The sequence below is a fragment of the Streptomyces curacoi genome, assembly GCF_001513975.1.
Classification (GTDB): domain Bacteria; phylum Actinomycetota; class Actinomycetes; order Streptomycetales; family Streptomycetaceae; genus Streptomyces; species Streptomyces curacoi.
On the sequence record NZ_KQ947988.1, the window covers coordinates 13170 to 29129 of the forward strand.

Genomic DNA, 15960 nt, shown 5'->3' on the forward strand with positions numbered 1-15960 from the left:
AAAGAACGTAAAGAGACAACCAAGGCGACCGAGAATTTATTGACCTTGAATGAATTGCGTTGAAAAAGTCCGGCGTAGCCCGTAGGGGAGCGTGCCCTGCGGAGTCACTCAGACCCTCCCTTGGGCCAGGAGCACCATGACCCCCCCAACTCCATCAGCGGCTGCCCCGCTTGAGGTGACCGACGAGAGCGTCGAGAAGTCGATCACTTCTCCCGCCAACTCGGGCAACGAGAGCAAGTCCCCGGGACAGCTCGCCTGGCGACGCTTCAAGCGGGACCGCACGGGCGTCATCGCTGCGTGCATCGTGATCTTCTTCTTCGTGGTCGCGCTGTGTGCGCCGCTGATAGCCAACCTGTATGGCAAGGACCCGTACACGACGTACGGGCTCAACACCCCGGGGCTGCTGGGCGACAACGGCTTCCCCGTGAAGCCCAACGGCGGGATCGACGGCGAGTTCTGGTTCGGTATCGAACCCCAGCTCGGCCGGGACCTCTTCACCTTCCTGCTCTACGGGATCCGCAACTCCCTTCTCATCTGCACGGCCATCACGCTCCTCGTCGTGATCGTCGGCGTGACGATCGGTGTCACCGCGGGCTATGTGGGCGGCAAGACGGACTGGTTCATCGGCCGGGTCATCGACATCCTGCTGGCGTTCCCCTCGCAGCTGTTTTTCGTGGCCTTCACCCCCGTGGTGCTCGCCCTGTTCGTGTCGCCCGAGGAGAACACTCCGACCTGGCTGACCGTCGCCTGCCTCATCGGCCTGCTCACCGTCTTCGGCTGGGCCTCCATCGCCCGACTGCTGCGCGGCCAGGTACTGGCCCTGCGCGAGCGGGAGTTCGTCGAGGCGGCCAGGGTCACGGGCGCTTCTCCGGCGCGCATCATCTTCAAGGAACTGCTGCCCAACCTCTGGACGCCGATCCTGATCCAGGCGACCCTCAACCTCCCGGCGATGGTCACCACAGAGGCGGGTCTTGCCTACCTCGGTGTGGGCATCCAGGACCCGACGCCGGACTGGGGCGTCATGATCGGCCAGGCCGCCAAGGTCTACCAGGACGACATCACCTTCCTGCTCTTCCCGGGCGTGTCCATGGTGATCTTCGTCCTGGCGTTCAACCTCCTCGGTGACTCGGTGCGCGACGCGCTCGACCCGAAGACCAAGCGCTGACTCCGGCCCATTTCAGGACCACGGCGAAGGTGCCGGGGTGCCGGATCTCTCTCATCACTCTCATTTCGAAGGCAGGATGCGATGTCCTTCTCGCGTAGAAACTTCCTGATAGCCACGGGCGTTGCGGCGGCGGCGGGATCCGTGCTGACCGCGTGCAGCAGCGGCGACACCACCAACAACAGCGGTGGCGGCGGCAAGCAGGAGGCGGCCAAGGCCAACGCGACCGTCGTCAAGATCGGCACCGCCGAGGACTCCAAGGGCCCGGCTCCCGAGGTCGCCGGCGCGAAGAAGGGCGGCACCGTCTACCTGCTGAACGACGACGACTTCTCGCACCTCGACCCGCAGCGCATCTACTACGCGTGGAACTCGCTCGCGGCGATGGTCATCTCCCGCACCCTGACCGGCTACAAGATCGCGGACGACGGCTCCCAGACCCTCGTCGGCGACCTCGCCACCGACACGGGCACCATGAAGGACGGCGGCAAGACCTGGTCCTTCACCCTGAAGGACGGCATCAAGTGGGAGGACGGCTCCGACGTCACCGTCGACGACGTCCGCCACGGCATCGAGCGCTGCTTCGCCAACTTCATCACCGAGGGCGCCTTCTACGTCCAGACCTGGCTGACCGGCTCGGCGGACTACCGCAAGTCGTACCCGGGCCCGTACGGCGGCAAGCACCTGAAGTCGATCGAGACCAGCGGGAAGACCATCACCTTCCACCTCTCCGAGGCGCGTCCCGACTTCAACTACGTCCTGGCGATGCACTCCTACGCGCCGACCCCGGTGAAGAAGGACACCAAGCAGGACTACGACAAGAAGCCGTTCTCCAACGGCCCCTACCGGATCAAGTCGCACGTCACCGACAAGTCGATGACCCTGGTCCGCAACGAGCACTGGGACCCGGCCACGGACCCGATCCGCAACGCCTACCCGGACCAGTTCGACTTCACCTTCGGCATCGAGCAGCTGACGGCGATCGACCGTCTGCTCGCCGACGCCGGCAAGGACCAGTACGCCACCAGCTGGCGCACCATCCCGCAGGAGCGCATCCAGAAGGCGCAGACCGAGGCCAAGGACCGCGTCTTCTCGGAGCTCGGCAACGGCGTCAGCGTCTACTGGATCAACACCGGCCGGGTCAAGGACAAGTCCGTCCGCGAGGCCCTCATCAAGGCCTGGCCGACCGCCGCGATCCGTCAGCTGCAGGGTGGCGCGGTCCGCGGTGACTACGCGACCGGCATCATGAGCCCGCTCGTGGCCGGCTACGAGTCGCAGGACGTCTGGGGCAGGCTGAAGAACCCGGCGGGCGACCCGAAGGCCGCGAAGGAGATCCTGAAGAAGGCCGGCAAGAGCGGCTACAAGGTCGTCTACGCCTACCAGAACGACCCGACCCAGGCGAAGATCAAGGTCGTCGTCGAGAACGCCCTGAAGGCCGCCGGCTTCGAGGTCGTCACCAAGGGCATCGACTCCACGACCTGGTACGACCAGGTCGGCAAGCTCGACAACCAGTTCGACGTCTACTGGGGTGGCTGGTCCGCCGACTGGCCGACCGGTTACTCGGTCTTCCAGCCGCTGTTCGACAGCAAGAACGTCGTCGACCAGGGCCAGAACTACTCGCACCTGAAGGACCCGGCCGTCGACGCCGCCATCAAGGCCGCGACCGCCGAGACCGACCAGGAGAAGGCCAACAAGATGTGGGCGGCCCTGGACAAGCAGGTCACCGAGACCGGCGCCTTCATCCCCGACGTGTACATGCGCCGCATCTACATGCACGGCTCCAAGCTCGGCAACGTCAAGATGGACCCGAACTTCGACGGCAGCATGCTCTACAAGATGTACGTCAAGTCCTGATCCACACCTGAGAGGTGGGGCGGCACCGTGCCGCCCCACCCTCGGCTCGTCCACCGTGGCCCCCGGAAACCCCGGCCCGGCCCCTCCTTACGACGGCCCTCCCAGGAAAGCCACTCCCCATGCTTCGCTTCCTCGTCCGCCGGCTCCTCGGCGCCGTGATCACGCTGCTGATCATCAGCGCGGTCACGTTCATGCTCTTCTACGCGGTGCCGCGCGACCCGGCCCGGATCGCCTGCGGCAAGCTCTGCACCCCGGAGACGCTGGAGCTGATCCGCCACAACATGGGGATCTCGGATCCGATGCCGGTCCAGTTCTGGCACTGGCTCTCGGGCATCTTCCTCGGCCGGGAGTACCCGGGCTTCGGTAACTGCGACGCGCCGTGCCTGGGCTACTCCTTCGTCAACCGCGAGCCTGTCCTGGCCACCATCCTCGACCGGTTCCCGACGACGTTCTCGCTGTTCCTCGGCTCGTCCGTGGTCTTCCTGGTCTTCGGTATCGGCACCGGCATGCTGGCGGCCCTGAAGCAGGGCAAGCCCACCGACAAGATCGCCAGCAGCGCCTCGCTGGTCGCCTCGTCGATGCAGATCTACTTCGTGGGCACGCTGGCCCTCTACGTCTTCGTGTACCAGCTGCAGATCCTGGACCAGCCGGGATACACGCCCTTCTCCGAGAACCCGGGCGCGTGGTTCAGCGGACTGCTGCTGCCCTGGCTGATCCTGGCGCTGATCTTCACCGCCAACTACACCCGTATGACCCGCTCCCAGATGGTCGAGCAACTCCAGGAGGACTACGTCCGAACGGCCCGGGCCAAGGGCCTGTCCCGTCCGAACGTGTTCTTCCGCTTCGCCTGGCGCGGCGCGATGGGACCGATCGTCACCATCTTCGGGGTCGACGTGGGCGTCCTCCTCGGCGGCGGCATGATCACCGAGAAGACCTTCAGCATCCAGGGCATCGGCATGCTCTCCCTCAAGTCCGTGGTGAACAACGACCTGCCCATGCTCCTCGGGGTGATGGTGGTCACCGCCACCTTCGTGGTCCTCGCCAACATCGTGGTAGACGCCTGTTACGCCCTCATCGACCCGCGCATCAGGCTCGCCTGACCCCCGCCCCCACCAGCTACCCCGCATCACCCCTCACTGGAGCGTCCCCGTGACGAGCACCGATCAGCAGCCCTTCCTCTCCATCAAGGACTTGAAGGTGCACTTCTCGACCGAGGACGGCATCGTCAAGGCCGTCGACGGTCTGTCCTTCGACCTCGTACGCGGCAAGACGCTGGGCATCGTGGGTGAGTCGGGGTCCGGCAAGTCGGTCACCAACCTGACCATCCTGGGCCTGCACAACCCGGACAGCACCAAGGTCGAGGGCTCGATCGTCCTCGACGGCCAGGAGCTCAACGGCGCCTCCGAGAGGACGCTGGAGAAGCTCCGCGGCAACAAGATGGCGATGATCTTCCAGGACGCGCTGACCTCGCTGTCGCCGTACCACACCATCGGCAAGCAGATCGGTGAGACGTACCGCAAGCACACGGGCTGCTCCAAGCAGGCGGCCCGGGAGCGGGCGATCGAGATGCTGAAGCGCGTCGGCATCCCGCAGCCGGAGGTCCGCGTCGACGACTACCCGCACCAGTTCTCCGGCGGTATGCGCCAGCGCGCGATGATCGCGATGGCGCTGGTCTGCGACCCGGAGCTGCTGATCGCGGACGAGCCGACCACGGCCCTCGACGTGACGGTCCAGGCGCAGATCATGGACCTGCTCAAGGACCTCCAGCAGGAGTTCGGCACGTCGATCATCTTCATTACCCACGACCTCGGTGTCATCGCCGACATCGCGGACGACGTGCTGGTGATGTACGGCGGCCGGTGCGTGGAGCGCGGCACGAAGAAGGAGGTGCTGCGCGACCCGCAGCACCCCTACACCTGGGGCCTGCTGAGCTCCATGCCGAGCCTGGACCACCCGGTGGACGTGCCGCTGAACCCGATCCCGGGCTCGCCGCCGTCGCTGCTGAACCCGCCGTCGGGCTGCCGCTTCCACCCGCGCTGCACCTTCGCCGAGAAGGTCGAGGGTGGCCTGTGCTCCGCGGAGCGGCCGCTGCTGGAGATCGTCGACGGACGTGGCTCCGCCTGCCACCTGAGCGCCGACCAGCGCGCCGAGTTCTTCACCGATCTGGCCGGCAGCGCGGCCAACTGACGTACAAGAGACGGGATTTCACCACCATGAGCAGCACCACTCCCCTCCTGGACGTCTCCGGGCTGACCAAACACTTCCCGATCAAGGGCGGCTTCCCGATCCGCCGCACGGTCGGCCACGTCCAGGCCGTCGACGGCCTCGACTTCCAGGTGGGCGAGGGCGAGAGCCTCGGCCTGGTCGGCGAGTCCGGCTGCGGCAAGTCGACGACCGGGCGTCTGATCACCCGCCTCCTGGAGCCCACGGCGGGCAAGATCTCGTACCAGGGCAAGGACATCACGCACGCCAACCGCAAGCAGCTGGCGCCGGTCCGCTCCGAGATCCAGATGATCTTCCAGGACCCGTACGCGTCCCTCAACCCGCGCCAGACGGTCGGCAAGATCATCTCCGGTCCGATGGAGATCAACAACCTCAACCCGGCCGGCGGCCGCGAGAAGCGCGTCCGTGAGCTGCTGGAGATCGTCGGTCTCAACCCCGAGCACTACAACCGCTTCCCGCACGAGTTCTCCGGCGGTCAGCGCCAGCGCATCGGCGTGGCCCGCGCGCTGGCCCTGGAGCCGAAGCTGATCGTGGCGGACGAGCCGGTCTCGGCGCTGGACGTCTCCATCCAGGCGCAGGTGGTGAACCTGCTGCAGAAGGTCCAGCAGGAACTCGGCATCGCCTTCGTCTTCATCGCCCACGACCTCGCCGTCGTACGGCACTTCTCGCAGCGGGTCGCGGTCATGTACCTCGGCAAGATCGTGGAGATCGCCGACCGCGAGGACCTGTACGGCAACCCTCGCCACCCCTACACCCGGGCGCTGCTCTCCGCCGTACCCGAGGCGACCGTGGACGACACCCCCCGCGAGCGCATCCGCCTCCAGGGCGACGTGCCGTCCCCGATCAACCCGCCCTCCGGCTGCCGCTTCCGCACCCGCTGCTGGAAGGCCACGGAGAAGTGCGCGACCGAGGCCCCGCCGCTGGTCCAGGTCGAGGGCAACAAGCCCGGCCACCTCACGGCCTGCCACTACCCGGAGACGGACGAGGCGACCCCCGCGCCCCGTCTCTCCAAGGACCCCCAGACGGCGGCCTGACACACCCCTTTTCGTCGGCCGCCGCTCACGGAACGGACCTTCACCGGCCCATTGACCCGAGCCCATGAACGTCCGGTTCCAGGGGAACGAGGGCCCGCGCCTCCCCGGCGCGGGCCCTCGCCTTTCGAGCGCGGCATGTGACGCGCCCGCGGATACTGGAGCCCATGGTGACCCAAGTAGCCGTGCTCTCCGACATCCACGCCGTCCTGCCCGCCGTCGAAGCCGTCCTCGCCGAACCCGATGTCGCTGCCGCGGACCTGATCGTGCTCACCGGGGACATCGCCTGCGGCCCGCAACCGGCCCAGGTCCTGGACCTGTTGACCGGGCTGGGCGACCGGGTGGCCTGGATCCGGGGCAATGCGGACCGGGAACTCGTCGAGTACCGGCGTGGATTGCGTACGTCCATTCCCGACCCCATCGGCCCGTCGGCCGCCGAGAGTCTCCGGGACGACCACGTCGACTTCCTGGAGCGGTTGCCGACCTCTCTCACGCTCGCCGTGGAGGGCCTCGGTGAGGTGCTCTTCTGCCATGCGACGCCGCGGGACGACGAGGAGGTGGTGCTGGTCGACTCCGCCGCCAAACGATGGGCGGAGGTCCTCGCCGATGTCGATCCCGCCGTCACCACGGTGGTGTGCGGCCACACCCATATGCCGTTCACCCGGCTCGCCGCCGGCCGGCTCGTCGTCAACCCCGGCAGCGTCGGCATGCCGTACGGCAGGCTCGGCGCCCACTGGGCGCTGCTCGGGCCGGGCGTGGAGCTCCGGCGCACCCTGCTGGACGTGCGGGCCGCGACCGCCCGTATCGCCGCGGACTCGGCGTTCGAGCAGGCCGCGGAGTGGGCCGACTACGTCCTCAACGCCCGGGCCACCGAGGAGGAGGCCTGCGCGATCTTCGCACCCCACGACGGCAGGCAACGCTGACAGCGACCCGACCGCCCCCGCAACTCCCCAGCCTGGCAGGTACGTTGACACTATGGGCCTTCACCTGCGCGGCACCCTCCTCCCCGACGGCACCACCCGCGACCTGTGGATACTCGGCGACCGCATCACCTTCGACCGCCCGTCGGCCGAGACGGTGACGGTCGCCGACGGCGGCTGGCTGCTCCCGGGCCTGGTCGACGTGCACACGCACCCCGGGTCCCCGTCCGAGGACGAACCCTCCTTCGACCCCGGGGCCTTCACCGAACAGATCACCGCACACCGGGACGCCGGGACGACCGCGTTGCGGTTCCCGGGGCTGCTCGGGGAGATCCCGGACGGACTGCGCGAGGCGCCCGACGCACCCCGCATGATCACCGCCGGTCGCTGGCTGGCCTGGGCGGGGCTGTCGAAGAGCGCCGACTTCCACACCATCACCGACGACCTCGTGGCCGCCGCCGTCGCGGAGGCCGAGGCACACGACGGCTGGTGCAAGCTGATGGGCGACTGGGACTTCGCGGCGGACCCGGTGCCGTACGACGTCCTGCGCGCCGTCACCGACGCGGTGCACACGGTGGGCGGCCGGGTCGCCGCGCACTGCCAGTCCGCCCAGGGCGTGCTCAACGCCGCCCGCGCGGGCGTCGACTCGGTCGAGCACGGCATGGGGATGCCGCAGGAGTGCGTGGAGCTGATGGCCGCGCACGGGGCGGCCTACGTCCCCACCCTCACCGCCTTCGCCCGCAGCGCGCCCCGCGTCAAGGACAACCCGCGCGGCCGGCTCTGGCACGAGGGGCACCGCATCATGATCCAGCGGGTCCGGGAGGCCCACGACGCCGGCGTCACCGTCCTCGCCGGCACGGACTCCGCCCCCTTCGGCAACGTCGCCACCGAGGTGGAACACCTCATCGCCGCCGGTCTGCCCGCCGAGGCGGCCGTGGGCGCGGCAAGCTGGGCGGCACGCGACTTCCTGAGGCTGCCCGGACTGGCCGAGGGCGGACTCGCCGACGTCACCGTGTACGACGCGGACCCACGCCTGGAGCCGGGAGTGCTACGACACCCTCGACGGATCGTGCTGCGGGGGCGGGTCCTGCGTTGAGGGACCTGCGGGTTTGGTGGCGCGCCACTTCCTGGGACTGCCCGGACTGGCCGAAGGCCGACTCACCGACATCACCGTCAACGACGTCCCCGGGGCTGCAGTGCCGCCGCGACGCCGCCACCGTAGCCGCCGACGCGGCAAGTTGGGCGGCACGTCACTTCTGGGACTGCCCGGACTGGTCCTGGGCCGAGTCGCCGACATCGCCGTCAGCGACGCGAACCCGCACCCTCATCCCGGAGTGCTACGACACCCTCGACGGATCGTGCTGCGAGGGCGGGTCCTGCGTTGAGGCGCCCGAAATCGCGGCCCGTGTACGGCAGTTGTGAAACACTGCCGCGATGGTCGATCGGTCGTTCGCGGATCTCTCGCTCGCCGTGCTGTACGACGCCCTCAATCCGTGGGGGACGGGCGACGACTTCTACCTCGGTCTTGTGAGGTCCGCCGACTCGGTGCTCGATGTCGGGTGCGGTACGGGCCGGTTGCTCCGGCGGGCCCGGGCCGACGGTCACCCTGGGCGGCTCGTGGGGCTCGATCCGGCCGCCGCCATGCTGGTACAGGCCAGGCGGCACGGCGGCGGCGTCGAGTGGGTGCTCGGTGATCTGCGGACGCGGGGGTGGCGAGCGGAGTTCGAGCTGGTCGTGATGACCGGGCACGCGTTCCAGGTGCTCGTCCGCGACGAGGAGTTGCGCCAGGCGCTGCGCGGCGTGCGCGACGCCCTCCGCCCCGGCGGACGCTTCGTGTTCGAGACGCGGAATCCGGCCGCGCGGGCCTGGGAGAGATGGACGCCGGATCGGGTGCGTCAGGTCGCTGACGGGGAGGGCCGCGTCGTGCGGGTGTGGCACGAGGTCGAGGGCCCCGTCGTCGGAGACCGTGTCACCTTCGCCGAGACGTTCGCCTGCGACACCTGGCCGGCCCCCGTCGTCAGCCGCACCACCCTCCGCTTCCTCGGCCCCGACGCCCTGTCCGGCCTCCTCCACGAAGCCGGCCTCACCGTCGTCGAGCAGTACGGCGACTGGACGCGGGGCCGCTCACCCCCGCCGCCCCCGAGATCATCACCGTGGCCCGCAGGGCCTCCTAGCCGGCCTCGTCCTCGTCCTCGAAGCTCCACCGGAAGTCGGCTTGCGCGGCGGGAGCAATCGCACGCACCGTGTCGTGCAAGCCCTGCTCGATCTGGTCGGCCCAGCGGCCGAAGCCGGTCACGATGACCGGGTAATCGCTCCCCGCGAAGACCTCTCCCGCCACCGCGTCCCCGGTCACCACCACGTCTCTCTCAAGATCGTGCTCGGTGAGGAACGCGGTCAGCGCCTCGGCGACACGCGTCGTCTCCGCTCCCGGCTGCAGACCGGACACGTGGAGGCTGAGGCCAACAGATACAGACATGCGCCCAACGTACCTCCGGCCACTGACATCCCAACTGTCAGTCGTCCGTCTCCTCCAGTGCCACCAGCGCCGGATCCAGCACGATGTCCTTGTCCCGAGCCTCGATCGTCGGCTCCTCCGGGAAGTGGCAGGCCGTCAAATGCCCCTCGTGGTTGCCGGCGAGCCGGACCAGCGGCGGCTCCTCGGCCGCGCACTTGTCCTGCGCCTTCCAGCAACGGGTGCGGAACCGGCAGCCGGAGGGCGGCGCGATCGGGGATGGCACATCACCGGCCAGCCGGATGCGCTCCCGCTGGGGCACGTCCTCGCCGGCCACGTTCACCTCGGGCACGGCCGACAGCAGGGCGTGGGTGTAGGGGTGCCGGGGGCGGGTGTAGATGGAGTCGCGGTCGCCGACCTCGATCACCTTGCCGAGGTACATGACCGCGACGCGCTGCGAGAAGTGCCGTACGACGGCGAGGTCGTGGGCGATGAAGAGGAACGCGATGCCGAGTTCCCGCTGGACCTTCTGCAGCAGGTTCACCACCTGCGCCTGGATGGAGACGTCCAGCGCCGAGACCGGCTCGTCCGCCACGATCAGCTTCGGCTCCAGGGCCAGCGCGCGGGCCACGCCGATGCGCTGGCGCTGACCGCCGGAGAACTCGTGGGGGAACCGGTTGTAGTGCTCGGGGTTGAGGCCGACGATCTCCAGCAGTTCCCTGACCCGTTTCTCCCTTCCCCCCTCCGGGTGGATCCCGTTGACCTCCATCGGACCGGAGATGATCTTGCCGACGGTCTGACGCGGGTTCAGCGAGGAGTAGGGGTCCTGGAAGATCATCTGGATCTCGGACCTGATCGGTGCCAGCTGCTTGCGCCTGGCGTGCGTGATGTCCTTGCCGCGGTACGAGATCGTGCCGCGCGTCGGCTCCAGAAGCTTGGTGATCAGCCGTCCGGTCGTCGACTTGCCGCAGCCCGACTCCCCCACCAGCCCGAAGCTCTCGCCGACGTGCACGGTCAGGTCGATGCCGTCGACCGCCTGCACCTGGCCGACGGTCCGCCGGATCGGGAAGCCGCCCTTGACCGGGAAGTGCTTGACGAGCCCTTCCACCACCAGCAGCGGTTCGCCGGGCGCGTCGGCGGCGGCCTCGCGTGGGGCGGGGAGGACGAGGTCCTCTGTCATAGCCGTGGTCCTCCTCAGACTGAGCCGGTCAGGGGCGCTGGTGCAGTCGGGGCTTGATCTCTTCCAGGAAGATCGTCCGCTTCTGTTCCGCCGTCAGGTGGCAGGCCGAGGAGCGGTCCGGGCCGAGCGACGGGGCCTCGGTGACACAGCGGGTGCCGCCGACGCGGTCCTGGAAGGTGCAGCGGGGGTGGAAGCGGCACCCGGAGGGCGGGTTGAGCAGGGACGGCGGGGTGCCGGGGATGGGCGCCAGCGGGGCGTTGGGGTCCGAGTCCAGGCGCGGCATCGAGTTCAGCAGGCCCCAGGTGTACGGGTGTTGCGGCGCCCTCAGGACCTCGTTCACCGTGCCGCGCTCCACCGCGCCGCCCGCGTACATCACCATGATGTCGTCGGCCATGTCGGCGATGACGCCGAGGTCGTGCGTGATGAAGATGATCGCCGAGCCGAACTCCTGTTGCAGGTCCTTCAGCAGGTCCAGGATCTGGGCCTGGACGGTGACGTCCAGGGCGGTGGTCGGCTCGTCGGCGATCAGCAGGTCGGGGTCGCAGACCAGCGCCATCGCGATCATCGCGCGCTGCCGCATACCGCCGGAGAACTGGTGCGGGTAGTCCTTCGCCCGCTGTTTCGGGTTGGGGATGCCGACCTTCCCCAGCATCTCCACCGCCCGCTCCCAGGCCGCCTTCTTCGAGGCGCCCATGTGCTTCATGTACGGCTCGGCGATCTGCCGGCCCACCGTGTAGTACGGCGACAGCGCGGTGAGCGGGTCCTGGAAGATCATGGCGACCTTGTTGCCGCGCAGCTTCTCCAGCTCGGACTCCCGGGCGGTGGTCAGCTCCTGGCCCTCCAGGAGGATTTCGCCCTCGACGGTGGTGAACATCGGGTTGTGCAGGCCGAGGATCGTCAGGTTCGTCACCGACTTCCCCGAGCCCGACTCCCCCACGATGCCCAGCGTCCTGCCGCGCTCCAGGTCGAAGGAGAGCCCGTCCACGGCCCGTACGATGCCGTCCTCGGTCTTGAAGCTGACGTGCAGGTCCCGCACCGAGAGGAACGCGTCCGCGTCGGCCGGGACCGGGGCGCCGGCCTCCTTGGTCAGAGTGGTCACGTCAGTGCTCCCAATCAGCAGTTCCTCTGGAAGGGTTCCCCGGCGCGGACTAGGCCAGCCGTACACGCGGGTCGATGAAGGCGTAGGCGGCGTCGACGACGATGTTGCAGAGCAGGATCATGGTGGCGGAGAACAGCATCACGCCCAGCAGCAGCGGCAGATCGCTGAAGAACACCGACTCCACCGCCAGCCGGCCGAGCCCCGGAAGTCCGAAGGTGTACTCCGTGATGATGGCACCGCCCAGCAGCGAGCCGAGGTCGATGCCGAAAATGGTGACGATGGGGATCAGCGAGCCGCGCCAGGCGTAGCGGAAGAAGACGTACCGCCGGGACATGCCCTTGGCGCGGGCGGTGCGGACGTGTTCCTCCTGGAGCTGCTCGATCATCGACGAGCGCGCCATACGGGTGTACTGCGAGGCGAAGATCGTGGACAGCACCACCCACGGGATGATCAGTCCCCCGAACCAGGCCGCCGGGTTCTCGGTGAACTCGTTGTAGGCGGGCTTGTCGAAGACATGGGTCTGGTAGACGAGGATCGCCAGGGCCAGGGGGCCGAGGAAGTAGATCTGCATCGAGCTGATCACCATCGCGCCGGCCGTGAAGGTCTTGTCGACGAGCGTGCCGCGCTTCCAGGCGGCGATCAGTCCGGTGCCCAGACCGATGATCAGGAAGCAGACGGCCCCGCCGAGGGTGAGCGAGAGGGTGGTGGGCAGACGGTCCATCAGGGTGCCCCAGACCTGCTCGTTGGAGTGGTACGAGTACCCGAAGCAGGGGGCGGGGCAGGGGCCCTGGGCGAAGTCGTCGCTGCCCATGACGAGGTTCTTCAGGAAGATCCAGTACTGCTCGGGGATCGGCTTGTCGAGGCCGAGCACCCGGTGCAGGTTCTCCAGATTGGCCGGGGTGCACGTCTTGCCGCACATCAGGAGCGCCGGGTCACGCGGCATTCCGAAGAACAGCAGGAACGTGACGATGCTCAGCAGGAAGAGGATGACGACGGCGCCGAGGGACCGGCGGACCAGGAAGCGCAGCATGGCAGGCAGCTCTCAGACGTCGGCGGGCCGGGCGGCACCCGGCACGTCCCGAGCGGGGCTCGGACGCACCGGGTGCCGGGTGGGCGGGGTTACTTGACGTACAGGCGGCGCGGGTCGACGCCGGCGATGATGTCGTCGTAGACGAGGCCGCCGATCTTGGATCCGGCGATCTGGGTCTGCTTGTAGTACGCGGTCGGGACGACGTTGACGACGTCCTTCACCAGGTACTCGTTGAGCTTGTTCCACTCCTCGGCGGCCTTGACCGGGTCGGTGATCTTGTTGATCCGGTCGATCTCGCTGTTGACCTTGGAGTCGTTGACCTGCGAGTAGTTCTGGGCGCCCTCGGCGATCGCCCGTCCGTCGTACAGCGGCGGGATCACGGTCGAGGCGGACGGCCAGTCGGCACCCCACGCGGTGTGGAAGATGTCGTAGTTGTTGTCCAGCTTGCTGACCTGGTCGTAGTAGGTCTCGGCCGGGATCTCCTGGCGCTGGACGTCGAAGCCGGCCTTCTCCAGGCCCGCCGCCATGGCGGTGGAGTACTGCTGGCCCTCGGGCGTGTTGATGTAACCGAAGGTCAGCTTCATACCGGTCTTGCCGGCCTCCTCCAGGAGCTTCTTCGCCTTGGCCGGGTCACCGGCGGGCTTCTTCTTCTTGCCCCACGGGTCGAAGGACGGGTCGTAGCCGCTGACGGTCGGGCTGATGATGCCGCCCGCGACCTCCATCGCGTCGGTGCCGCCGTAGGCCCGCACGAACGGCGTGACCGGGAGGGCGTAGGCGATGGCCTTGCGGACCTTGATGTCCTTCATCTCCGGGTGGGCCAGGTTGATGTTCATCTGGCCGACGTACGGCTGGTAGCCGCCGACCGTGCGCGACTTCAGCTTCGGGTCGTTCAGGACCTTGGAGAGGTTGCCCGCGTCGACGGCGTTGCTGAAGCTGACGCCCGTCCGGTCGCTGCCGCTGTCGGCGAGGAGGGCCTTGGTGGAGTCCTCGTACTGCTGGTTGAAGGTGATGTTGAACCGGTCCACGTACTGGTGCCGCAGCGGGTCGGTGTCCGGGTCCCAGTTCTCGTTCCTGACCAGCACCATCGACTTGCCGGACTTGAACTCCTGGATCTTGTACGGCCCGGTCACCACCGGGTCCTTGTCGTACTTCTCCTTGGTGTCGCCCTTCTGGGAGACGATGGCGTAGCCCGTCATCGCGAGGGCGTACGGCAGGTCGGGGTGCGGCTTCTTGAACTTGAAGACGATCGTCTTCTCGTCCGGCGTCTGAAGGATGCTGTCCGGCAGGTGCTTGCCCTTGAAGGGGCCGTCCGGCAGCAGCTTGCGGTAGTCGGCGCCCGGAGTGTCGGCCAGCCACTGCTGGATGTAGGGCGGGCCCTGGTTGATGAAGGACGCGAACTGCCGCTCGAAGGTGTGGCGGACGTCCGCGGAGGTGATCGGGGAGCCGTCCTCGAACTTGATGCCGTCCTTGAGCGTGTACTTCCAGGTCTTGCCGCCGTCCGTGGTGGTGCCGGAGTCGGTGGCGAGGTCGCCGACGACCTCGTGCTTCTTGCCGTCGTTGCTGGTCGCCTTGTAGCCGGTGAGGCCTCTGTGCAGCAACTGGGAGACCGCCATCTCGTCCTGGACGTAGATCTGGCCCGGATCGAGGTGGGCGTAACTGTCGCGGGCCAGCACCGAGATGGTGCCGCCGGGCTTGGCTCCGGGGACCTCGGCGGCGGGCCCCTTGGAGGCCGCGGCGTCCCCGAACTTGATCGACGCCTGCTGCCGTTCGGCGTTCTCCTTCTGTTCCTTGTCGTTGGTACTGCCCTTGCTGCCGCCCTCGCTGCAACCGGTCAGCACGAGTGCCCCGGCCGCGAGCACGGAGACTGCGGCGTATACGCGGCGTCCGCCCCTACTCATCACTCAGTTTCCACCCATCTGTGTGTCACCAGTGCTAAGGAAGTGCCAAGTGCCAACCAGTGCGTCAGCGCGCCGTCTTGGGGTCGAAGGCGTCCCTGACGGAGTCCCCGAGCAGGTTGAACGCAACGATGAAGATGATCATCGAGATGCCCGGGAAGAACATGTAGGTGATGTCGTTCTGCATCACGAGCTCGGTGGACGCCTTGGAGAACATCTGCCCCCAGTCCGGCGTCGGTTCGACGATGCCCACGCCGAGGAAGGAGAGCCCCGCCTCGGCGGTCACGAAGTTGGGGAGCATGTACGTGCCCTGCACGAGGATCGGCGTGACCACGTTCGGCAGGATCTCCTTGCGGATGATCCGCCAGGGCGGGGCCCCGCTGACCTTGGCCGCCTCGATGAACTCCCGTTCCCTGAGGGCGAGTGTGGTGCCTCTGAGGATCCGCCCGAGGCTCATCCAGCCCAGGAACCACATCACGAGGATGAGGGCGACCACCCGGACGTAGACGGGGGTCTCGTCGCGCGGGCTGACGAAGAGTGAGACCACGACCGGCATGCTGGCGATGAAGAACAGCTGGGCGGGGAAGGCGAGGAGGAAGTCGATGACCCGGCTGATCCAGTAGTCCGTCCTGCCGCCGAGATAGCCGGCCGTCACGCCCAGGAGGATCCCGGTGAGCACCGTCGCGAGCGTGACCGCGACCGAGATCCCGAGTGACGTGCGGATGCCGTACAGCAGCTTGGTGAAGACGTCGTAGCCGTTGCCCGGTTCCAGGCCGAACCAGAACTCGCCGCTGATCCCGCCGTTGGGCTGCACCGGCACGCCCGCGCTGTCGAACAGCTCGGGGCGTTCGTCGGCGTACACCGTGTACGGGTCCTTGCCGTACAGCCAGGAGATCACCGGGGCGAGCAGGCCGATCAGGAAGAAGAAGATGACGACGTAGGCGGAGATCACGCCGGTGCGGTCGCGTTTGAAGCGGATCCACATCAGCTGGCCGGGGGACCGGCCGACGAGCTCTGCGTCCCCGGCCTTCGCCTTCTTCGGCTCTTCGCCGTCGACGACGACCGAGGCGCCGCCGCCCTCGACGCCGGGAGGACTGTCGATAGGACTTGTCACAGT

13 protein-coding genes and 1 pseudogene are annotated in these 15960 nt (G+C 68.0%); 8 read left to right on the forward strand and 6 right to left on the reverse strand.

Features of this window, described 5'->3' with window-relative positions; translation table 11 throughout:
- Positions 1–175: 175 nt before the first annotated feature.
- The 8 genes and pseudogenes from AQI70_RS16775 (at position 176) to AQI70_RS37515 (ending at position 9361) form a co-directional block, all read left to right on the forward strand.
- Positions 176–1165, forward strand: coding sequence for an ABC transporter permease (locus AQI70_RS16775; protein WP_062150154.1), 990 nt, complete (start codon positions 176–178; stop codon positions 1163–1165).
- Positions 1166–1246: 81 nt separating this feature from the next.
- Complete coding sequence (locus tag AQI70_RS16780; protein ID WP_062150156.1) at positions 1247–3013, forward strand: ABC transporter substrate-binding protein; 1767 nt, start codon at positions 1247–1249, stop codon at positions 3011–3013.
- A gap of 119 nt (positions 3014–3132) precedes the next feature.
- A complete protein-coding gene (locus tag AQI70_RS16785) occupies positions 3133–4113 on the forward strand; it encodes an ABC transporter permease (RefSeq protein ID WP_062150158.1) in 981 nt (326 codons plus the stop codon).
- Positions 4114–4162: 49 nt separating this feature from the next.
- Positions 4163–5200 (forward strand): ABC transporter ATP-binding protein, encoded by a 1038-nt coding sequence (locus AQI70_RS16790; protein WP_062150161.1) that lies wholly within the window; start codon positions 4163–4165, stop codon positions 5198–5200.
- Between the two features lie 26 nt (positions 5201–5226).
- Entirely contained in the window at positions 5227–6270 is a 1044-nt protein-coding gene (locus tag AQI70_RS16795) for an ABC transporter ATP-binding protein (protein WP_062150163.1), read from the forward strand.
- Between the two features lie 164 nt (positions 6271–6434).
- On the forward strand, positions 6435–7190 hold the full coding sequence (locus AQI70_RS16800; RefSeq protein WP_062150166.1) for a metallophosphoesterase family protein: 756 nt from the start codon (positions 6435–6437) through the stop codon (positions 7188–7190).
- A gap of 52 nt (positions 7191–7242) precedes the next feature.
- On the forward strand, positions 7243–8283 hold the full coding sequence (locus tag AQI70_RS16805) for an amidohydrolase family protein (RefSeq protein ID WP_062150169.1): 1041 nt from the start codon (positions 7243–7245) through the stop codon (positions 8281–8283).
- Positions 8284–8621: 338 nt separating this feature from the next.
- A pseudogene (locus tag AQI70_RS37515) lies at positions 8622–9361 on the forward strand (class I SAM-dependent DNA methyltransferase).
- Here AQI70_RS37515 and AQI70_RS16815 read toward each other — a convergent pair.
- The 6 genes from AQI70_RS16815 to AQI70_RS16840 all read right to left on the reverse strand — a co-directional run bounded on the left by AQI70_RS16815 (position 9358) and on the right by AQI70_RS16840 (position 15945).
- On the reverse strand, positions 9358–9663 hold the full coding sequence (locus AQI70_RS16815) for a hypothetical protein (RefSeq protein WP_062150175.1): 306 nt from the start codon (positions 9661–9663) through the stop codon (positions 9358–9360). The pseudogene AQI70_RS37515 and the gene AQI70_RS16815 overlap by 4 nt on opposite strands.
- 37 nt (positions 9664–9700) lie before the next feature.
- Positions 9701–10819, reverse strand: coding sequence for an ABC transporter ATP-binding protein (locus AQI70_RS16820; RefSeq protein WP_062150178.1), 1119 nt, complete (start codon positions 10817–10819; stop codon positions 9701–9703).
- Positions 10820–10847: 28 nt separating this feature from the next.
- Positions 10848–11918 (reverse strand): ABC transporter ATP-binding protein, encoded by a 1071-nt coding sequence (locus AQI70_RS16825; protein ID WP_062150181.1) that lies wholly within the window; start codon positions 11916–11918, stop codon positions 10848–10850.
- Positions 11919–11967: 49 nt separating this feature from the next.
- Positions 11968–12948, reverse strand: coding sequence for an ABC transporter permease (locus tag AQI70_RS16830; RefSeq protein WP_062150184.1), 981 nt, complete (start codon positions 12946–12948; stop codon positions 11968–11970).
- A gap of 89 nt (positions 12949–13037) precedes the next feature.
- A complete protein-coding gene (locus AQI70_RS16835; RefSeq protein WP_062150187.1) occupies positions 13038–14846 on the reverse strand; it encodes an ABC transporter substrate-binding protein in 1809 nt (602 codons plus the stop codon).
- 64 nt (positions 14847–14910) lie between these two features.
- On the reverse strand, positions 14911–15945 hold the full coding sequence (locus AQI70_RS16840; protein WP_062151881.1) for an ABC transporter permease: 1035 nt from the start codon (positions 15943–15945) through the stop codon (positions 14911–14913).
- Positions 15946–15960 lie beyond the last annotated feature (15 nt).